At 61.4% G+C, this 19,521-nt stretch carries 16 protein-coding genes; 14 read left to right on the top strand and 2 right to left on the bottom strand.

Going from position 1 to position 19,521, the window contains the following annotated elements:
• Window positions 1–79: 79 nt before the first annotated feature.
• The gene (locus ACNAOV_RS07610) at window positions 80–283 is read right to left on the bottom strand and encodes a DUF4176 domain-containing protein (RefSeq protein WP_044097728.1); all 204 of its coding nucleotides are present in this window, start codon (window positions 281–283) and stop codon (window positions 80–82) included.
• 420 nt (window positions 284–703) lie between these two features.
• Between ACNAOV_RS07610 and rpsO the strand changes: the two genes are divergently transcribed.
• The 14 genes from rpsO to mtnN all read left to right on the top strand — a co-directional run bounded on the left by rpsO (window position 704) and on the right by mtnN (window position 18,431).
• A complete protein-coding gene (rpsO, locus tag ACNAOV_RS07605; protein ID WP_024626835.1) occupies window positions 704–973 on the top strand; it encodes a 30S ribosomal protein S15 in 270 nt (89 codons plus the stop codon).
• A gap of 250 nt (window positions 974–1,223) precedes the next feature.
• Window positions 1,224–4,004 carry a polyribonucleotide nucleotidyltransferase gene (locus tag ACNAOV_RS07600; protein ID WP_416517219.1) on the top strand — a complete coding sequence of 927 codons (2,781 nt, stop codon included), beginning with the start codon at window positions 1,224–1,226 and terminating at the stop codon, window positions 4,002–4,004.
• Window positions 4,005–4,113: 109 nt separating this feature from the next.
• Entirely contained in the window at window positions 4,114–4,698 is a 585-nt protein-coding gene (locus ACNAOV_RS07595; RefSeq protein WP_015022422.1) for a LemA family protein, read from the top strand.
• Entirely contained in the window at window positions 4,695–6,962 is a 2,268-nt protein-coding gene (locus ACNAOV_RS07590; protein WP_416517218.1) for a DUF2207 family protein, read from the top strand. Before ACNAOV_RS07595 ends, ACNAOV_RS07590 begins: the two co-directional genes overlap by 4 nt.
• A 78-nt stretch (window positions 6,963–7,040) precedes the next feature.
• On the top strand, window positions 7,041–7,922 hold the full coding sequence (locus ACNAOV_RS07585; protein WP_416517217.1) for an aldo/keto reductase: 882 nt from the start codon (window positions 7,041–7,043) through the stop codon (window positions 7,920–7,922).
• On the top strand, window positions 7,919–8,899 hold the full coding sequence (locus ACNAOV_RS07580; protein ID WP_416517216.1) for a polyphenol oxidase family protein: 981 nt from the start codon (window positions 7,919–7,921) through the stop codon (window positions 8,897–8,899). The genes ACNAOV_RS07585 and ACNAOV_RS07580 overlap by 4 nt, the downstream gene beginning before the upstream one ends.
• A gap of 119 nt (window positions 8,900–9,018) precedes the next feature.
• On the top strand, window positions 9,019–9,810 hold the full coding sequence (locus ACNAOV_RS07575) for an IspD/TarI family cytidylyltransferase (RefSeq protein WP_416517215.1): 792 nt from the start codon (window positions 9,019–9,021) through the stop codon (window positions 9,808–9,810).
• Window positions 9,811–9,832: 22 nt separating this feature from the next.
• Window positions 9,833–10,552, top strand: coding sequence for a pyroglutamyl-peptidase I (locus tag ACNAOV_RS07570; RefSeq protein ID WP_416517214.1), 720 nt, complete (start codon window positions 9,833–9,835; stop codon window positions 10,550–10,552).
• Window positions 10,553–10,696: 144 nt separating this feature from the next.
• Complete coding sequence (locus ACNAOV_RS07565; RefSeq protein WP_416517213.1) at window positions 10,697–12,421, top strand: cell division protein; 1,725 nt, start codon at window positions 10,697–10,699, stop codon at window positions 12,419–12,421.
• Window positions 12,422–12,620: 199 nt separating this feature from the next.
• On the top strand, window positions 12,621–13,637 hold the full coding sequence (locus ACNAOV_RS07560) for a CPBP family intramembrane glutamic endopeptidase (protein ID WP_416517212.1): 1,017 nt from the start codon (window positions 12,621–12,623) through the stop codon (window positions 13,635–13,637).
• A 112-nt stretch (window positions 13,638–13,749) separates the two neighbouring features.
• Window positions 13,750–15,114, top strand: coding sequence for a C1 family peptidase (locus ACNAOV_RS07555; protein ID WP_416517211.1), 1,365 nt, complete (start codon window positions 13,750–13,752; stop codon window positions 15,112–15,114).
• Window positions 15,115–15,292: 178 nt separating this feature from the next.
• A complete protein-coding gene (locus ACNAOV_RS07550) occupies window positions 15,293–16,414 on the top strand; it encodes a 3-deoxy-7-phosphoheptulonate synthase (protein ID WP_416518182.1) in 1,122 nt (373 codons plus the stop codon).
• Window positions 16,411–17,631, top strand: coding sequence for a 3-deoxy-7-phosphoheptulonate synthase (locus ACNAOV_RS07545; RefSeq protein WP_416517210.1), 1,221 nt, complete (start codon window positions 16,411–16,413; stop codon window positions 17,629–17,631). Before ACNAOV_RS07550 ends, ACNAOV_RS07545 begins: the two co-directional genes overlap by 4 nt.
• Window positions 17,632–17,696: 65 nt before the next feature.
• Window positions 17,697–18,431, top strand: a complete 735-nt coding sequence (gene mtnN / locus ACNAOV_RS07540; RefSeq protein WP_416517209.1) for a 5'-methylthioadenosine/S-adenosylhomocysteine nucleosidase — start codon at window positions 17,697–17,699, stop codon at window positions 18,429–18,431.
• Window positions 18,432–18,629: 198 nt separating this feature from the next.
• Here the strand turns inward: mtnN and ACNAOV_RS07535 are convergent, their stop codons facing one another.
• Window positions 18,630–19,514: a substrate-binding domain-containing protein gene (locus ACNAOV_RS07535; protein WP_416518181.1), complete on the bottom strand. Its 885-nt coding sequence runs from the start codon at window positions 19,512–19,514 to the stop codon at window positions 18,630–18,632.
• Between the last annotated feature and the right edge of the window lie 7 nt (window positions 19,515–19,521).

Raw genomic sequence — 19,521 nt, 5'->3', positions numbered from 1 at the left:
ACGCATCCGTCAAGGTCGTTTTTGGTCTTCTCCCCTCTATCCCTTTTATCGAGTATGTCCTATGTGACCGGTAACTGAATCAGAGATGAAGGTGGGGGTAGGAGGTTGATTTGGTGACTTCATCAAACCTTCGTTCATAGGATCGTTCCTCGGCGTTGATATATCCCATGAACACTATTTCCGTCACGTCTTGGCGGTTGAAGAAAACGATCTTGGCCGGATCAGTCATGCCATACGGGAATTGTACGGCACCATAGTCAAAGTAACCCGTTGTTCCATGCATGTAACCAGCAGGGTACCCGGGTCTCTTCTGGTTTTCACCACGGATCCCAGAGGAAGAATGGTATTTTCTGATTTGATGGAGTTCTGCTCGGATTGTTTCATTAGGTGCCCTCTTTGGTGGATGAATGAAGTTACATTCCCTCAACTTCTCTAACAACCTATGGTAGGACTACACGGTAAATCACGGTCGGTTCGTGCAACACAGTGCGATATCTTCGCTACATCGGAGTGAGATGGCTGATTCCTCATTGGTACTAATCCAATTTTCGTTATGCTCTCCTTCATTTTGCTGATTCCGTCACTGTTTGTTTGGTCCGCAAAATGTGTATAATGGACTTTTGGCGTGTTTCGCCCGCGGATCGAGAGCGCTTCAGCATAGGGCTGGTGCACCGCGTAACGGAAGAATGCAAGAGGAGGAGCCGTGGCTCTTACGAGTGAGCAGAAGCAGGCAATCGTCAAGGAATACGCGACCCACGAGGGTGACACCGGTTCCCCCGAGGTCCAGGTGGCTCTGCTGAGCAAGCGCATCTCCGACCTGACCGAGCACCTCAAGCAGCATCAGCACGACCATCATTCGCGTCGCGGCCTGCTGCTCATGGTCGGCCATCGTCGCCGGTTGCTGGATTACCTCAAGAAGGTGGACATCAACCGCTACCGTTCCCTGGTGGAGCGTCTTGGACTGCGCCACTAATATGCATGCTTTCGCCCGGGCCTAGCGCTCGGGCGCTTTTGCATGACTGAACCAGGCACCGTTAACCCCGGGATGGGGTTGTAGAAGATGGTGCTGAACTCAAATGCAAGGTTGGTCCGCAAGGAATGAAGATAGCCGGACATGGGGTTCGGCAGGACCAGACCGAAGTACAAGGATCTCCGGCAGTCAATTGATGCCGAGCATCCTGACATCAGGTAGTAAACAAGAAGTAAACAAAAGGAGGAACCCTATGGAGGGTCCCGAAATCACGGCTGTAGAAGCCACGATCGATAACGGATCATATGGCAAGCGCACGGTGCGCTTCGAGACGGGTCGTCTCGCCCAGCAGGCGGATGGGGCAGTAGCCGCCTATCTTGATGACGATTCCATGGTGCTGTCCACCACCACCGCCGGATCCAGCCCCAAGGAGAACTACGACTTCTTCCCGCTGACCGTTGATGTGGAAGAGAAGATGTACGCCGCGGGCAAGATCCCCGGCTCCTTCTTCCGCCGCGAGGGTCGGCCCTCCAACGAGGCCATCCTGGCCTGCCGGTTGATTGACCGCCCTCTGCGCCCCCTCTTCCCGCACACCCTGCGCAACGAGGTCCAGGTTGTGGAGACCATCCTGGCTGTTAACCCCGAGGATGCCTACGACGTGCTGGCCTTGAACGCGGCCTCCGCCTCCACCCTGATCGCGGGTCTGCCCTTCGAGGGTCCGGTCTCGGGTCTGCGCCTGGCCCTGATTGATGGCCAGTGGGTGGCCTTCCCCCGCTGGAGCGAGCGCGAGCGCGCCGTCTTCGAGCTGGTCGTGGCCGGTCGTGTGGTCGAGGGCGGGGATGTCGCCATCGCCATGATCGAGGCAGGCGCCGGCAAGAACGCCTGGAGCCTGATTTATGACGAGGGCCAGATCAAGCCCGACGAAGAGGTGGTCGCCCAGGGTCTCGAGGCTGCCAAGCCCTTCATCAAGGTTCTTTGCGAGGCCCAGAGCGAGCTCAAGGCCAAGGCCGCCAAGCCCACCAAGGACTTCCAGCTCTTCCCCGAGTACACCGACGAGCTCTATGCTCGCATCGACCAAGTGGCACACGCCGACCTGGACCAGGCCCTGTCCATCGCGGAGAAGCTGCCCCGCCAGGAGCGCATCCACGAGATCAAGGAGAAGGTCCGCGAGGCTCTGGCCGACGAGTTCACCGACATGGACGAGGCCGAGAAGGACAAGGAACTGGGCAACGCCTTCAAGGAGCTCCAGCGCCAGATCGTCCGTCGCCGCATCCTGACCCAGGACTACCGCATTGACGGCCGTGGCCTGCGCGACATCCGCACCCTGTCCGCCGAGGTGGACGTGGTCCCCCGCGTGCATGGCTCCGCCCTCTTCCAGCGCGGTGAGACCCAGGTGCTGGGCATCACCACCCTGAACATGCTGAAGATGGAGCAGACCATCGACGCCCTGTCCGGCCCCACCACCAAGCGCTACATGCACAACTACGAGATGCCGCCCTATTCGACCGGCGAGACCGGCCGCGTGGGTTCGCCCAAGCGCCGCGAGGTGGGCCATGGCAACCTGGCCGAGCGCGCGCTGATCCCGGTTCTGCCCAGCCGCGAGGAGTTCCCCTACGCCATTCGTCAGGTCTCTGAGGCCATCGGCTCCAACGGGTCCACCTCCATGGGCTCCGTCTGCGCTTCCACCCTGTCCCTGCTGGCTGCCGGCGTGCCTCTGAAGGCCCCTGTGGCGGGCATCGCCATGGGTCTGGTCACAGGCGAGGTCGACGGTCGGCCCACCTACAAGACCCTGACCGACATTCTGGGTGCCGAGGATGCCTTCGGCGACATGGACTTCAAGGTGGCCGGCACCTCCGAGTTCATCACCTCCCTGCAGCTGGACACCAAGCTGGACGGCATTCCCGCCGACATCCTGGCCGCCGCCCTGCAGCAGGCCAAGGAAGCCCGGGCCACCATCCTGGACGTGATCAATGAGTGCATCGATGGGCCTGCTGAGATGAGCCCCTATGCGCCGCGCATCATCACCACCCAGGTTCCTGTCGACAAGATCGGTGAGGTTATCGGACCCAAGGGCAAGATGATCAACCAGATCCAGGAGGACACCGGTGCCGACGTCTCCATTGAGGATGACGGCACGGTCTACATCGCCTCTGAGGGCGGCGAGGCAGCGGCCAAGGCCAAGGAGGTCATCGACCAGATCGCCAACCCGCACGTGCCCGAGGCGGGAGAGACCTTCAACGGCAAGGTGGTCAAGATCACCAGCTTCGGCGCCTTCGTCAACCTGACCCCTGGCACCGATGGACTTCTGCACATCTCGCAGATCCGCAACCTGGCCAACGGCGAGCGCATCGACTCCGTAGAGGACGTCCTCAAGGAGGGCGACACCGTCGAGGTCATCGTCCAGGGCGTGGACGACCGTGGCAAGATCTCCCTGGCCATCCCTGGCTTCGAGGACCAGGAGTCCGCAGGAGGCCGTGATCGCGGCGGTCGCACAGACCGTCGTGACCGTGGCGGAGATCGCCGTGAGCGCGGCGGCCGTGGCGACCGTGATCGTCGTGATCGCCGCAGCCGTTCCTCAGAGCGTGAGGATCGGTATGAGGCCCCACGCCGCTCCCGCTCAGAGCGTGATGACCGCTACTATGACGACGAGGACCAGGAGGACCGTCCCCGGCACCGTCGTCAGAGCCGCGATCGCGACTATGAGGATGGCGGAGACTGGTTCGAGGACGAGGACCGTGGCTCCCGTCGCGATCGTCGTCGGGCCTCCCGCGACGAGGACGAGGACCGTGGCGGCCGTGGCCGTGGCGAGCGCCGTGGTCGTAGCGGCCGTGCCGACCGTGATGACCGCGGTGATCGTGGCGGTCGTCATGAGCGTCGCTCTTCCGGGCGTGGCGGCTATCGTGGCCGCAGGGAGAACCCGCGCTATGCCGCCGACGAGCACTATGACGAGTATCGGGCCGACCGGGAGGAGCGCTCCGAGCGTCCCCGTCGCCGCGTGCGCAGGGACTTCGATCCCTTCGACAGTGAGGACTGATTCCCACTGATGCCGGATGCTGATTGATTCGGTGTCTTCCGACAGGACCCCGTTCCAATGGGCGGGGTCCTGTTTTGTATGCAGACCCTTCCGTGAGAGAATTGGGAACATGTCCGTATCACTGATCGTGCTTATCGTCATTGTCCTGCTGGTCGTGCTGCTGGTCATCTGGGGCATCGGGGCTTACAACGGCTTGGTCAATCTGCGCAACCGCGTGGCCAATGGCTGGGCCCAGATTGACGTCCAGCTCAAACAGCGTGCCGACCTGGTGCCCAACCTGGTCCAGACGGTCAAGGGCTACGCCTCACACGAGTCCACCGTCCTGGAGGAGGTGACCAAGGCCCGCGCCGATGTGGCCCAGGCCCAGACGGCTGGTGGGGACCAGATGCAGGCCCGTGCCGATGCCGAGCAGCGGTTGGGTCAATCCCTGGTCACCCTGATGGCTCGGGCGGAGGCCTACCCTGAGCTCAAGGCCAACCAGAACTTCCTGGATCTGCAGCGTCAGCTCAAGGACCTGGAGGACAAGATTGCCTACGCCAGGCAGTTCTATAATGACGTGGTCCAGAAGTTCAACACCCGCATCGAGACGGTCCCCTCCAACATCATCGCCTCACTTTTCCACTTCCGTCAGGCCCAGTACTTCCAGGCTGACGAGGGTAGCCGCCAGGCGCCCGTTGTGGACTTCGGACAGTGAACGCCCCAGCGGCCTCCTCCGGGAAGGCGGGCTCGAAACATCCCTCCTCTGGCCATCCCTCCTGGAGTACCTCCCGTTTCTTCCGAGCCCTGGTCCTGGCTCTGGTGGCAGGCTTGGTGACGTGCTTGGTTGCTGCCCTGCTGGTCTTCAATAGGAATCGGCCCGACCTGGTATACGATTCAGTCGATTACGATGTTCAGGTCATGGATAATGGCGATTTGCATATCAGTCAGAACCTGACCGTCACCATGAATTCCCGCGAGGATGACAACGGCGACGAACGTCCTTGGCGGGAGCTCTACCAGCGCTATCAGATCAAGCCTGATCGGCTGACCGGTATAAGCGACGTAAGCGTGACTGATCTGACTAATGGCTCCACATATAGGCAGACCGACCCGCCGAAGGATCCTGATAACCTCAATCAAGTTCCCGATTGGGACAAGACCATGGCTGGCACCTGGTATATGGGCACGGTCTCGGATTCGGGGCTGGAATCCTACAATCCGGGCGATGCGGGTCAGGGTTCCGCCTGCGGCGACCAAGGAAACCAGTGCCAGGTGGAGCTGGGATGGAACATTCCGCAGACTGCCAAGGATTCGGGACGGCGCTTCCGCATCGACATGACCTTCCATGGGGTCACCACTGCCCATCCCGATGTGGCCGAATTCCAATGGGAGCCCGTGGGTGACACCAACCAGATTCCTGTTGAGCATATGAGTGCCGATGTCAAGCTGCCCAAGCAGATAGGAACAAAGAAGGACAAGGATGCCAAGGCCTGGCTGCACTTCGCTGGCAGGGGCTCCTACCAGGTAGAGGATGACAACCGTATCCAATTCTCCGCAGACCACATCGAGCCTGGCCAGCATCTGGATTTGGTGGTGCTCTTCGATGCGGGGAGGACTTCTTCGGTGGTCAGGACCGACTCTGAACCGGCACTTGACCGCATCGTCCAGCAGGAGCGTCAGCAGTATGAGCGCTGGCAGGCCGAGCAGACCAGACGGGCGCGGATCGGACTCTTGGCGGGCGTCTTGGCACTCGTGGCTGCTATCGCGCTGATTGCGGTCATGCTTTGGCAGGCCTTCCGCACCTATGGGGACTCCCAGTACCGAGGCGATATTATCTACTATCGTCAGCCTCCTGATCTGTCACCGGCCGTGGCCGCCGTTATCAACGATCTGATGCTGAGCCGAGAATCCTCTATTGGCAGGCAATTGTCGGCCACCATTCTCTCCCTGGCCTCCAAGCGGGCCATCGCTCTGATTCCGGTCAGGTATGAGGACCGGGCGAATCCAGGCGGAAGTGCCGTGACCAAGGTGATGCATTCGCTGTTCCACAAAGGCAAACTGCAGTCCATGGAAGTGGTCATCAATCCGGTCTGCAGTCAGGATCGAGCCTCCCTGGCCCTGTCCTTCAGCGAGGAAGCCTGCCTGACCATGCTGGAAGGTGCCTGCGCCATGATGGGCTCCGAGGATAAACGCTTCGACCTATATGAGATGATTGCGCTCTTCGCCAGCACCGAAGCAAATCATGGCAAGGTCTACCTGGAGGCTTTCGACAAGGCCGTCAAGTATGAGACCAACAATGCCGACCTGCGCGCCTACCGCCATGGTCTGGGGGTCTTGGCCGTCCTGTCCGTTCTCCTGGCCGCTTTCATCCTGCTGGCTGGATTCCTGCCGGGCACCGTGCTGGTACGTGCGCCCTTGGCCGTGCTTCTGGTGGCTGTGGCAGCATTCTCCATGCGCTATGGTAGTTCGCAAGTGCTCAGCCGGAATGGACAACTCATGGCCGGCCAGGTCTCAGGGCTCCGACGCTACCTGCTGGACTTCAGCGATTTTAGCCACCGGGGCGTGGAGGATCTGGTGCTCTGGGACCGTTACCTGGTCTACGCTGCGGCCTTCGGCATAAGTGACCGGGTCGTCCGTCAGCTGGCCCAGTCCAGCCCTGAACTGACCGACTATGACTGGCTGAATGACAACGCTCGCGGCAGTCTGCTCTACTGGACCTTCCTGCCCTATAGCCAGAATGTTCCAGTGGCTTCTTCCCTGAGTGGCCCGGAAGTATTGACTGCCAATTCGATACTCGGCCAAGGCGGCGTGATTGATCTGGGTACTCAATTGACCCAGGGACTCGAACAGATCGGCGGGCTGATCGGCCAAGCCAGCGGCAATGGCTCTGGCAGTGGTATTGGTGGGTTTGGCAGTGGCGGTGATTCCTTCGGTGGCTCCGGTGGCGGTTCTGGCGGCGGTTCCTTCGGCGGCCGCTGAGACTGGACTGCAGGTTAAGCTCAATGGGAGGCCGGCGGCATCGGAGCCGGCCTCAATCTACAAGACGGGAGTATATGCATGACATCGTCGATGCGGGCCTTGGGGCCCTTTACTGCGACAGCGGTCGGACTGGGTTGCATGGGATTGTCCATTGAAGGCAAGCCGGACCAGGCAACGGCCATCGACGTCATCCACCAGGCCCTGGATGCCGGCTGCCGGCATCTGGATACCGCCTGGTCATACTACGAATCGGGCGGTCCCGAACAGACCAACGAGCGACTGGTTCGCCAGGCTTTGGACTCCTGGCAGGGACCCCGTCAGGATGTGCTGGTGGCCACCAAGGTGGGACACTACCGCAACTTTACCGACGGGCGGCCCACCTGGGCTGTGGACGGTCGGCCGGAGAGCCTGATCCGGCACGCCAAGGAGTCTGCCCAGGCCCTGGGTGTGGACACCATCGATCTGCTCTATATGCATCGGCCTGACCCGGAGGTGCCCTACCAGGAGTCCCTGGAGGCCATGGCTGAGCTGGCCAAGCAAGGTGTGGCCCGGACCCTGGGCGTCTCCAACGTAGACATCGAGCGGATGGACCTGGCTCGCCAGATTCTGGGCGACGACCTCGTAGCAGTGCAGAACCAGTTCTCGCCCACCTTCACCAGCTCCCGCCAGGAGTTGGACCATGCTGCCGAACTGGGCCTGGCCTTTGTCTGCTGGAGTCCCCTGGGAGGCTTCCGAGCACCCAAGGACGAAACCCGTTATGATGCCTTCCGGCAGGTGGCCCAGGAGCACGGCGTCTCCTACCAGCGTGTGGTCCTGGCCTGGGAGCTGTCCCAGAACAGCAACGTCTTTGTGGTCCCCGGGGCTCACAGGGCGGCCACCATTCTGGACTCCCTGCAGGCGGCCGATATGGAGCTGAGCGAGGAGGAGATGGAGCGTCTGAACCGGGCGGCGACTGCATGAGCCGCAAGCCCCAACCAAGCGAGCAGGACGCCCGGAGCCTTCAGGGCGAAGCCTGGGATCAGGAACGAACCCTGCTGGACAGCAGCCCCCTGTCCTCGCTGGACGATCAGGGCCGTCCCATCCCAGTCACCATTCCCATAGCCCTGGCGCCAGGGATCAAGGTGGTCTATACCACAAGGCTGGGCGGGGTTTCATCAGGCGATTATGCCCAGCTGAATCTAGGCGGCAAGGGCGGTGACGACCCGCAGGCGGTGGCTTCCAACCGTCAGGCCTTGGGCCGCCAGCTGGACCGTCCCATAGTTCTGGTGGACCAGGTTCACTCAGCCCGGGTCTGGGATGCCGACCAGGGGCAACCCCAGGGACGCTGCGAGGCCGATGCTCAGGTGACCACCCGTCGTGACCTGGCCCTGGGCATCTTTGCCGCCGACTGCCTTCCTGTGCTTTTGGCCGACCCTCAGGTCGGCGTGATGGGGGCGGCCCACTGCGGCCGTCGTGGTCTGGTTGCCGGAGTCATTCCGGCAACAGTCCAGGCCATGGTCGACAAGGGCGCCGACCCGTCCAGGATTGTGGCAACCTTGGGGCCTCGGATCTGTGCGGATTGCTATCAGGTGGGCTCGGAACTGGCCGATGGCTTCGAGAAGCGTTTCCCAGGCGCATCCGGACCATGCCGATTCGGCGGAATCGCCATCGACATCGCCGCCGCAGCCAGGATGGAACTGAAGGCGGCAGGAGTGACCAATATTGTAGACTCCGCCCACAGGGTCGGTGCCGCAACCAGTTACCTGCGTAAGGACCCGGACCTGGAAGAGCTGTGCAGCCAGGACGGTGAGGGTCCCTCCCTGTCCAAGCGTCTTGAAGATCTGCGCCGACCGTTATGTACGCTGGAAAATCCGCTCTGGTACTCCCACCGCCGGGCCTCACTGGCCAGCAAGTCGGGGGAGGGGCGCATGCTGGCCCTTATTCTGGCCGACGACTGACACTGTAGGTTGATTAATCCTGTTCCCAGCAGCCGGAGCAGGCCTCGGGTGCAGATGTTCGGTGCAGATAGCGCCGGGTCTGCACCTTTCTCTGTTCTCGTATGAGTACCGTTGAGTCTATGAGTGAGAGCAGAGCATCAGCAGCCCCGTCCGATGTCAGTCAGGATAACGCGGACTCGGAGGAGCAGATTCAGCCAGTTGTGGCGGTTATTCTGGCGGCCGGGCTGGGCGTTCGATTTGACGAGAGCAACCCCAAGCAGCTGGTGCAGGTGGGCGGCAAACCCATCATCACCTGGTCCATTGACGCCTTCCAGTCCAATGCCCGGGTCACCGACATCCTGGTTGTGGTCAACGATCGGGTGCGGGAGGCTGTCGAAGCCATTGTGAGCGATGACACCTATGACAAGGTCCGCACGGTCATCCAGGGCGGCATCGAGCGTGAGGACAGCACCGAAGCGGCCCTGCAGACCTTGGCTGATGCGGAAATCCCCCAGGATGCCAAGCTGCTCATCCACGATGCGGTGCGGCCCTTCGTCAGCCAGGAGTCCATCGATGGCTGCATCGATGCCTTGGATACCTTCAAGGCCGCAACCGTGGCCGTGGCCTCGACCGACACCATGCTGATGGGCGGCGACCTGGGCGAACGCAAGGTGGTGCGCCAGGTACCCGACCGTGACAACATGTTCCGGGCCCAGACCCCGCAGGCCTTCCGGTTCAGCACGCTCCGCAAGGCCTACGACCTGGCTGCCGCGGACCCCGATTTCCATCCCACTGATGACACCCGGGTCGTGGTGGACTACCTGCCTGAGGAGCCGGTGGCCATCGTGGCCGGCAGCGTGACCAACATGAAGATCACTCTGCCCTCGGACGTGCCCATGGCTGAATGGATAGCGCGCTCCCTAGCCGGGTGAAGTCCTGTGTACCATGGGGCACATGGAGCAGATCAAGGTCATCGTCGCCGGATACGACCATTACCAGGGTGTTGACGTCAACCCTTCCTATGAGGTCTCACAGGCTCTGGCCGAGCATGGCATGGAGGGCATGCGGCCAGTCGGCCCCACCGAGGAGGATCCCTTGGAGGGCGTGGACCTGGCTATTTCCTCCGTCACCATGCCTGTCAGCTTCGCCAAGGCCTGGCCTATACTGCATGAGGCCATAGAGCGGGTGCACCCCGATATCATCATCGCCACAGGTCTCAAGCGTCGGGCTCGCGGCATCGCCATGGAGCGTTGCGCCGTCAACCTCAAGGAGGACGACGCAGACGACCGTGACAACTCAGGGGAGCAGGAGCCCTCGGATGCCGGCCGCGAGAACAGCCGCCAGCCCATCGACCCCCGGGGCCCGGCCGCCTACTGGACCCGACTGCCGCTGAGGGCCATCCTGCACGACTTCGGCACCTGTGGCATTCCCGCCACGCTGAGCTCGGACGCGGGTACCTATGTCTGCAACGCGCTCTTCTACAACCTGCTGGCATGGGCTGCAGGACACAAGGATGTCCTGGCCGGGTTCGTCAGCCTTCCCCTGGTCAATGAAAGCGGCGGTCAGGAGTGCGGTCTGCCCCTGGATCAGCAGATACAGGCTGTGCGCGAGGTGGTCAATGAGACCATTCGCTACTATCGCAGGCCCTCCTCCAGTCCTATTCTTATTGCCTGAGACCCTTATGTAAGGCCAATGTGTCGGCGGCAGGTCAGACGGCGAATTTTGGCCTGCCATGGGGTAGAGTCGAGGTAAATCCACCGGACCGAAGACATCCTTGTCACGGGCCGGCATGTCCTGGTGGCGAAGAGGAGTGTTTCCATGGCCGAAGATCAGTTTCCCGTTGTCCTGCGAGGCTATGACAAGGAGCGGGTCGACCAGGCCCTGGCGGCCTCACGGAGCAATCTGGCCCGGTTGCGTCAGCAGATCAAGGCTGACGATGATCGCATTCTGAAGCTGGAGGCGGAACTCCAGGAGGCCAAGTCACGCAAGGTCGAACAGCCGCGCAACTCCTTCGCCTCCCTTGGAGCCAACGCCCAGCAGCTGCTGGCCTCGGCCGAGCAGACCAGCACCGAGCTGCTCAACCGTGCCAAGCAGGATGCGGCATCCACCAAGACCTCCGCCCAGGAGAAGGCGACGACCCTGGTCAACGAGGCCCAGCTTGAAGCCAAGCACATCGTGGACGAGGCCAACGCCAAGGCCAAGTCCATCGTCGAGGCCGCCAACGACGAAGCCAGGACCGTCACCACCACTGCCAAGCAGCAGAGCGAGCAGAGCAAGTCCGCAGCCGACAAGGTGGTGGCCGAACGTCGCCAGGCCCTGGATCTGGAGCTGCAGAACTCCCGCGAGGAGCACGAGAAGCGGCTGGCCACCAGCAAGGCCACCCAGGACAAGGAGCTGTCCGAGCAGAAGGCCAAGGCTGCCAAGGAGATCGCCGACAAGCGGCGCAAGAGTGACGAGGAGATCGCCAAGCTCAAGAAGGATGCCAACGATCAGATTCAGAAGGCCCTGGCCGAGGCCAACAAGAAGCTGGCCGACGTACGCGAGCAGGTCTCCAAGAGCCTGAACGATGCCCGCAGGCAGGCTTCGGAGATCACCGACAAGGCCAAGTCCGAGGCCCAGCAGATCGTGGACGAGTCCAAGGTCACCAGTGCCGAGACCATGGCCAAGGTCAACGCCGAGGCCGAGCAGGTCCGCTCCGACATCGCAGCCCAGCAGGAGGATGCCACCAAGAAGGTGGGCGAGCTGCTCAAGAGCCTGGAGGAACGGCGGGTCAAGACCGAGAAGGAGACCCAGGAGCTGATAGAACAGGCCAAGGCCACCCGCAAGGATGCCGATTCGTTCGCCGCCTTCAAGCGTGAAGAGTCCGAGCGCAAGGCCAGCCAGCTGCTGGAGGAGGCCAAGCAGCGCGCCCAGGCCGAGGTCGAGGCCTATCGCAAGGCCGCCCAGGCTGAGCTGGACGGGCTCAAGGATCACATCACCAAGCTGCAGCATCGGGAAGCCACTATCACCTCCCGGGTCGACGAGCTGCGGAACATCTTCTCCAAGTCCTTCGGCAACTTTGATGGCTTCCACGATGAGGCTGTGGTCAATGACCAGGACGATGGCCAGGCTCCCAGTGTTCCCGTAGTCAACGCTGTACCTGCCGCGGATCCGCTACCTGTGCCTGCTTCGAAGGCCGAAAGCGAGGATGATGGTATCGGTCAGCCCGTCACCGAGAATCAGGAAGAAGCCACTCAGACTTCGGTCGATTCGGTCGCGGAGAGCCAACCGGCCGATGACCTGGCGGCTGATGATGCGGCAGCTGATTCCGTCAAGGATGCCAAAGATGAAGCCAGCGCAGCTGTGGCTGTCCGGTCCTCGGCCAATATGCCGACCCAGGTCCTGCCCTCCCCGGCGCCGAGCGTCCTGCCCGATGCATCCGTCCAGGCCGATGATACGCCAGACCAGGCCAAGGATGGACAGGTGGAGAAGGCGGTCACTGACCAGGAGACTACGGTCATTCCACCCATCAACGATGACGTGACCCCGACCGATCGGGACTGATCAGCGAACGTCCATATTCGCCAAGGCCGGCTTGCAGGCATGATCTGCAAGCCGGCCTTTCTTTTTCCCCTCCTTCCTGGAAATTGCGTGACCCCATGCCGAACCGGCATGGGCGTCAATCTCGATCCGAACCGCTGCCGTGGCCTAGAGTCGGTGGTGAAAGGGTGCAGGCCAGAGGTCACAGGGTTGGGAGAGCATCATGCAGCATTCACAGCATGCATCATCACATGTGTCTGCCACATATTCGATTGAGACGGATGCGGGCAGACAGGGAGGGTCGAGCGCATCCGAAGGACCTGTACGCTCATGGAGCGCTCAGGTGCGTCGTGGGGTGGATCTGCAATCTCTTTATGCTCTGGTGTACCTGGTGGTAGCCAATCTGATTGCGGGAGTTCTGAATCTACCCTCGGTGGCCGCAGCCCTGGGCATTGCTCGTCAGCCAGGTCTGGCTGATCTGCTAGGCGATCTGGTTATGCTGGTCTTTCTCTTCGGTACCCGCGGCCAGGACCTGCTCGGCCGTGGCTCTAACCCGGTGCGCTACAAGGCGCAGACCGATCCCGGTCCGGCCGTGCTGATCGGGGCCATCCTGCTGATTATGCTGGCCAGCAGCATCGAGACGGGCTTCACCTGGGTGGTCAACCAGGGATCCCAGGCCCTGGGGCTGGTCTACCATTCCACCACCTCCCAGATCGCTGCGGGCCAGCACGGTTTCCTGTCGCCCCTGGACACGGCCATCCTGGTCCCCGTCGTCGAGGAGTTCCTGCTGCGTGGCGTGGTCATGGGCAGGCTCAGACCCTTCGGACGGACCTTCGCCATCGTCACCTCCTCCTTTATCTTCGCCTGCCTGCACGGGGACATCACCCAGAGTCTGTTCACCTTCCTGCTGGGTCTGGTCCTGGGCTTCATCGCCATGGAATACTCCATCCTCTGGTCCATGGCTCTGCATATTTTCAACAACCTGGTCCTGGCTGACGCCATGATGTGGCTGACCCAGACGGTGCCGGCCCGCACCGGCACGATGATCAACCAAGGAATGACCATTCTGGGCCTGGTTGGGGGACTGGCCGTCCTCTGGGTGATTCGGGGACAACTGGCAGACTACCTGCGCGCCAACCGCTCACGCCACGGAACCTATAAGGGTTGGATCTCTCTTGGGTTGGCCGTCCTGGTGGTCCTGGCAGTGGTCAATGCAGCCCAGCGCTTCTCCCTGGCTTGATAGATACAGTTGTCCACATCCTCCTCCAGGCGAACCCTCGATGACTGATTCCCGCTATGCTGGATGCAGGGATGCAGATACATCCGCATGAAAGGAAACAAGGGTAGACCGTATGACATCAGCACTGACACCACTGGATCAGACCCGTTTGGAGGGCCTGCGCACCGCCTTCGATGAGCGCGAGGCCAACCACGTCGCCATGAACGCCGTCACTCAGGTAGGCATTGACGAAGTGGCCCACAACTATAATCGTTCCCGTCTGCTCCAGCACCGATTTTCGGTCAGCATCGACAATGGTACGGTCACCTCGCAGGCGCACTCCGGCCGCTGCTGGCTCTTCAGCTCGCTGAATGTAGCTCGATTCGTTGCCCGCAAGGCTCTGAACATTGACGGCGAAAGCACCGCCAACCCCATGGGCGACTTCGAGCTGTCCCAGAACTACGCCATGTACTATGACAAGCTTGAGCGCGTCAACTACTTCCTGCGCGACGTGGCGGCTCTGGTGCGTGCAGGCGAGCCCGTCGACTCCCAGCTCATGCGCTTCCTGATGGGCGATGTCATGGGCGATGGCGGCCAGTGGATCATGGCCATGAACATCTATAAGAAGTACGGCGCAGTGCCCAAGCAGTACTATCCCGAGACCGCCTCCTCCCAGAACACCAGCCAGATGAACGATCAGCTGCGTCGTCTGCTCCATCAGGCCACTGCTCACATGGTGGCCAATCCGAACGGCATCGACGAGATTATCGACCAGACCCTGGAGGCCGGTCACCGTATCCTCACTATTCATCTGGGCACACCGCCCACCAGCTTCGACTGGGAGTGGACCGACAAGGATGGCGTCTTCCACCGGGATGGGCGGATCACCCCGCAGGAGTTCTGGAAGCGCTACGTGAATGCCGGGCTTGAGGACTATGTCTGCCTGGTCGACGATCCGCGCCCCGAGCACCCCAAGGGTCGCAAGATTGGCATCGAGCATCTGGGCAACGTGGCCGGCGGCGACCCCACCGAGTACCTGAACGTCCCGGTGGAGGTTATGAAGGACTGTGCACGTCGTCTGATGAGCGAGCAGGGTCTGCCGGTCTGGTTCGGCGCTGACTGCCACCCCATGATGGACCGCAAGGCCGGTCAGTGGGCCACCGACCTGTTCGAGTATGGCCGGGTCTACGGTGTTGACTTCGACATGGACAAGGAGCAACGGGTGCGCTTCGGCGACTCGGCCCAGAACCATGCCATGGCATTCGTGGGCGTGGACGTGGCCGATGACGGTCGGACCACCAATCGCTGGCGGGTGGAGAACTCCTGGGGCGGGGACATCGCCAACAAGGGCTATTTCACCATGAGCGACGACTGGTTCAGCCAGTATGTCTATGAGGTGGCCGTACCAAAGTCCATGTTGTCCGAGGAGTATCGCAAGGCCTTCGACCTGGAGGCCATCATGCTGCCCGCCTGGGACCCCATGGGTGCCTTGGCCTGAGCAACAGCACCATTTAGCCATATTTACCTATCTCACTGTCCGTTCCCGTGGTCTATCAGGGTCGCGGGAACGGACCGTCCACATTGACCCGGATGTGGGCGGTCATAAGCAATTCGGGCATGATCGTCGTAGCGCGACAGAGAGGAGAGCGACCGTGGCATTCGTCAAGGAACCGGATATCATCCCGGAAGAGGAGCGGCAGTATTTTGCCGATACGGCCGTCTTTCCCGAAACAGTGGATGTCAACATTCGTCAGCTGGATCCCATCCCGGCACCTAGGGTCTTTCTGCGCTCGAGGCCCCTGGATTCGAAGCGTATGGAGCTGGTCCGGGACTCCCGCCAGGCCATTCGCGATGTTCTGCATGGCAGGGATGACCGGCTGCTGGTCATCACCGGCCCCTGTTCAGTTCACGACCCTGAGGCTGCTCTGGAGTACGCCCGTCGTCTGTCGGCCGTCAATGAGCGGTTGAAGGATCGGCTGCTGATTGTCATGCGGGTCTACTTCGAGAAGCCCCGGACCACGGTCGGCTGGAAGGGGCTGATCAACGACCCCGACTTGGATGGAACATTCAACATTCGCAAGGGAATTCGCCTGGCCCGTCAGGTGCTCTGGGAGGTCCTGGGTCAGGGGATTCCGGCGGCCACGGAATGGCTGGATCCCATCACCCCGCAGTATCTTTCTGATGCAGTCAGCTGGGGGGCCATCGGTGCTCGGAACACGGAGAGCCAGGTCCACAGGGAGCTGGCCAGTGGCATGTCCATGCCCATGGGCTTCAAGAACTCGACCGAGGGCAGTGTAGAGGCTGCGGTCGATTCCTGCCTGGCTGCGGCATCCGAGCATCATTTCCTGTCTATCAACCTGGACGGTCATGTCATCGCTGCGGAGACCAGGGGCAATCCCGACTGTCACATTATTTTGCGCGGTTCCGGTCATGGTCCCAATTACGATGCGGAATCCGTCCGGGCCGCCCTGGAGGTTATGCGTCAGGCACCGCTGGGTCCTGGTGCCTGCCGGGGTCTGATTGTGGATGCAGCCCATGGCAACTGCGGCAAGGACCCCGTACGCGAGGCCCAGGTGGTCGAGGAGCTGGCAGACCGTCTCGCCAAGGGCGAGCAGGGCTTGTCGGGGATCATGATGGAGAGTTTTCTTGAGGGCGGTCACCAGAAGCCGGCCCCACTGGATCAGCTGGTCTTCGGCCGGTCCGTCACCGATTCCTGTATCGCCTGGGACAGGACCGAGGAACTGCTGCAGATTCTGGCCGATGCCGTGCAAGCCCGTCGGGAAAGGATGAAGGCATGAGTGGGATGAAGGATGAGCCACAGGAGCCTCTGCCCCGACCCAGCAAGGCCTACGAGGTTGAACTGGTGCACAAGGCGCTGGCGGCCGGCGTCAACCCCCTGCAGACCGGGAACGTGCCCAGGTGGGAGGACGAGGTAGGCATAGGCCGGATCGTCAACAGGCGGGTCTTTGAGCTTGACCGCCTGCCTTCGCCCGCGCAGATGCTGACCCGATACCCCTTGGATGGACCGGCCAAGGACCTGGTCATCCGCTCCCGGCAGGAGATTGTGGACTGCCTGCATGGGCGGGACGACCGGTTGCTGGTCATTGTGGGCCCCTGTTCCATCCACGACCCCGATGCTGCGCTGGACTATGCCCGTCGTCTCTCGGCCGTCAATGATCGGTTGAAGGATCGGCTGCTGATTGTCATGCGGGTCTACTTCGAGAAGCCCCGGACCACGGTCGGCTGGAAGGGGCTGATCAACGACCCCGACCTGGATGGTAGCCACAACATCCAGAAGGGACTGGTTCTGGCACGGCGCATTCTGCTTGGTGTGCTGGAGGCCGGACTTCCGGCGGCCACTGAATTCCTTGAGCCTACATCACCCCAGTACATTTCTGATGCGGTCAGCTGGGGGGCCATCGGTGCTCGGAACACGGAGAGCCAGGTCCATCGGCAGCTGGCCAGCGGCATGTCCATGCCCATCGGTTTCAAGAACGCCACGGACGGCAGCGTGGATGTGGCCATCGACTCCTGTTATGCGGCCTCTCAGCGCCACACCTTCTTCGGTATAGACCACGAGGGTCAGGCCGCAGCGGTGGCGACCATGGGCAATCCCGACTGTCATCTGGTCCTTCGCGGTTCCAAGTCCGGCCCCAACTACGATCAGGATTCGGTGCGGGCGGCTCTCGCCGTGCTTCGCCAGCGCATGCCCAAGGACAGCGCGGCTGCCCACGGACTGCTCATCGATGCCTCCCACGGCAATTCCGGCAAGGATGAGCGGCGTCAGATCCAGGTTATCCATGAGTTGGCCCAGCGGATAGGCGACGGCGAGGAGGGCTTTACCGGGCTGATGATGGAGAGTTTCATACGTGGCGGCAATCAGAAGCCGGCCCCGCTGGACCAACTGGTCTACGGGTGCTCGATCACCGACCGCTGCATCTCCTGGCCCGATACTCAGGATCTGCTGGAGGAGCTGGCAGAAGCAGTGGAACGTCGTCGCAGCACGGCTCGTTGACTCATGGCTTGCAGTAGGCTGGTCGGGCCGCAGTCGCAGGTGAAATCATGGATAAGGAGTCAGGCATGAGCGAAACGGACGGTTCCCTGAAGGGTGAAGATCGACGACCGGTTGTCGTCATAGGAGCCATGGACGAGGAAGTGGCCCTGATTGGCCAAGGTCTGAAGCAGGCGGATCAGGATCCGCACGCCAGTGATGCTGGACTGAAAGTCATATGTGGCACCCTTGATGGGTCGCAGGGCCCGGTTCGACTGGCTGCCACAGTGGGCGGCATGGGTACTGTCAACATCGCCGCCACCACGCAGTATCTGATTGATGCCTTCCATCCCAGGGCCGTGATCTTCTCCGGCATCGCCGGCAACCTGAACAAGGACTTGCACATCAACGACGTGGTTCTTGGAGGCACCCTGCGCTATCTGGACACGGACATGCGATTGGTGGCCCAGTCGGCTCCCGGTACCGAGGAGTTCCACTCGGACCCCCACCTGTTGGATCTGGCAAGCCGCACTCTGGATGCCATGGGAATCAAGCACATCGTCGGCACCATTGCCACAGGCAACTACTTTGTGGACAACCCGGAGAAGATTGCCCAGGTCAAGGAGCAGACCGGGGCCGATGCGGTCGAGATGGAAGGAGCGGCCGTCTGCCACGTGGCTGCCCGCAACAAGGTGCCTGCTCTTGTTATCCGTGCTCTCAGTGACAACGCCGATACCGACTACGAGGTCTTCCGGGAGTTCGACATCTCCGAATATGCCGACACGGCCGCCAGGCTGGTACTGGACATCGTGCGCGAGCTTTAATTGCTGACCGGCAAGAATCCCATGCTTGAGCGCCTTTTGCCTGTTGAAGGCTGTTGACCTTGGGTTGACTGCCTTCTTTTATACATTCATTGGCTCGTTATTCATCAACTACATGGTTATTGCGACCATTCTGGTCTTGACCGATTCATGGACCAGCCGGAGGTCGGTTGCGCCATACAGGCCCTGAGTAGGCGCTGCCTACTTGTCAGCCATGTCGGCAACCGATCCTCTGTCAATAAGCTCCGGCTCTATGTAGAGGTGCTCGATGCGCTGGTCCGGGTCTTGTATCCGCCGCACTTGGAGGCGTAGGGCAGCGGTCGCCAGATCCTGGGCCGAGGATCGCAGGACGGTCAGGCGCTTGGTGTAGCCATCGATGGTAATCATGGATAGATCGTTGGGAATGCGGCACCCCCGTCTTTCCAGGGCCTGGACCAGAGCGATGGACAGGTAGTCTGGATGGACCAGGACAGCCGTTGTGTGTGTGTCGAGAATCGTCTGGACAATCTGCTCGACATCCTCAGCTGCATATGGTTGCTTGTCCTTGAGCAGGAAGGTCTGTTCAAGCCCGTCTCCTTCTCGCATCATCAGCTGCCAGCCCAGCTCGATATCGCCTGCGGTGGGGGTCCTACCCAGAGCCAGTCCCACCCGGTGGTGGCCGTGCTGGCGGAAATGTTGCAGTCCTCGGCGGACTCCGGCTGGGTGATCGGTATGAACTGAGTCGAAGAATCCGGGCAGCCACTGTGGCGGATGGCGTTCCAGAATGGTTACAGGCAGTTGGCACTCGGTCAGCCATTGCCAGGTTTCCGGCGCGACATCCGGTTCGATGCTTGGGGCCACGATCAGTCCAAGCATCTGTGGATCAGTGGCCAGATCTTCCAGAATATCTACCTCAGGAAAGGTCTCATAGGAAGTTTCCTTGGCCACGATCTCCAGTCCGAATTGTTCAGCCGCCATACGTCTGATGGCATCGTTCACTGAGGGCCAGATGAAACTAGGCTCGGGCAGAGCCACCCCGATTCGGCTTCTACGAACAACAGCTCCTCTATCCTGGCTGGAGGCTTTATCCATGGTGATGCTTGACATGCCATCA

This window comes from Bifidobacterium asteroides (assembly GCF_048001765.1).
Lineage (GTDB): Bacteria > Actinomycetota > Actinomycetes > Actinomycetales > Bifidobacteriaceae > Bombiscardovia > Bombiscardovia asteroides_K.
The sequence above is the reverse complement of the archived record's forward strand: the minus strand, read 5'-3'. Positions and strand labels throughout refer to the sequence as shown.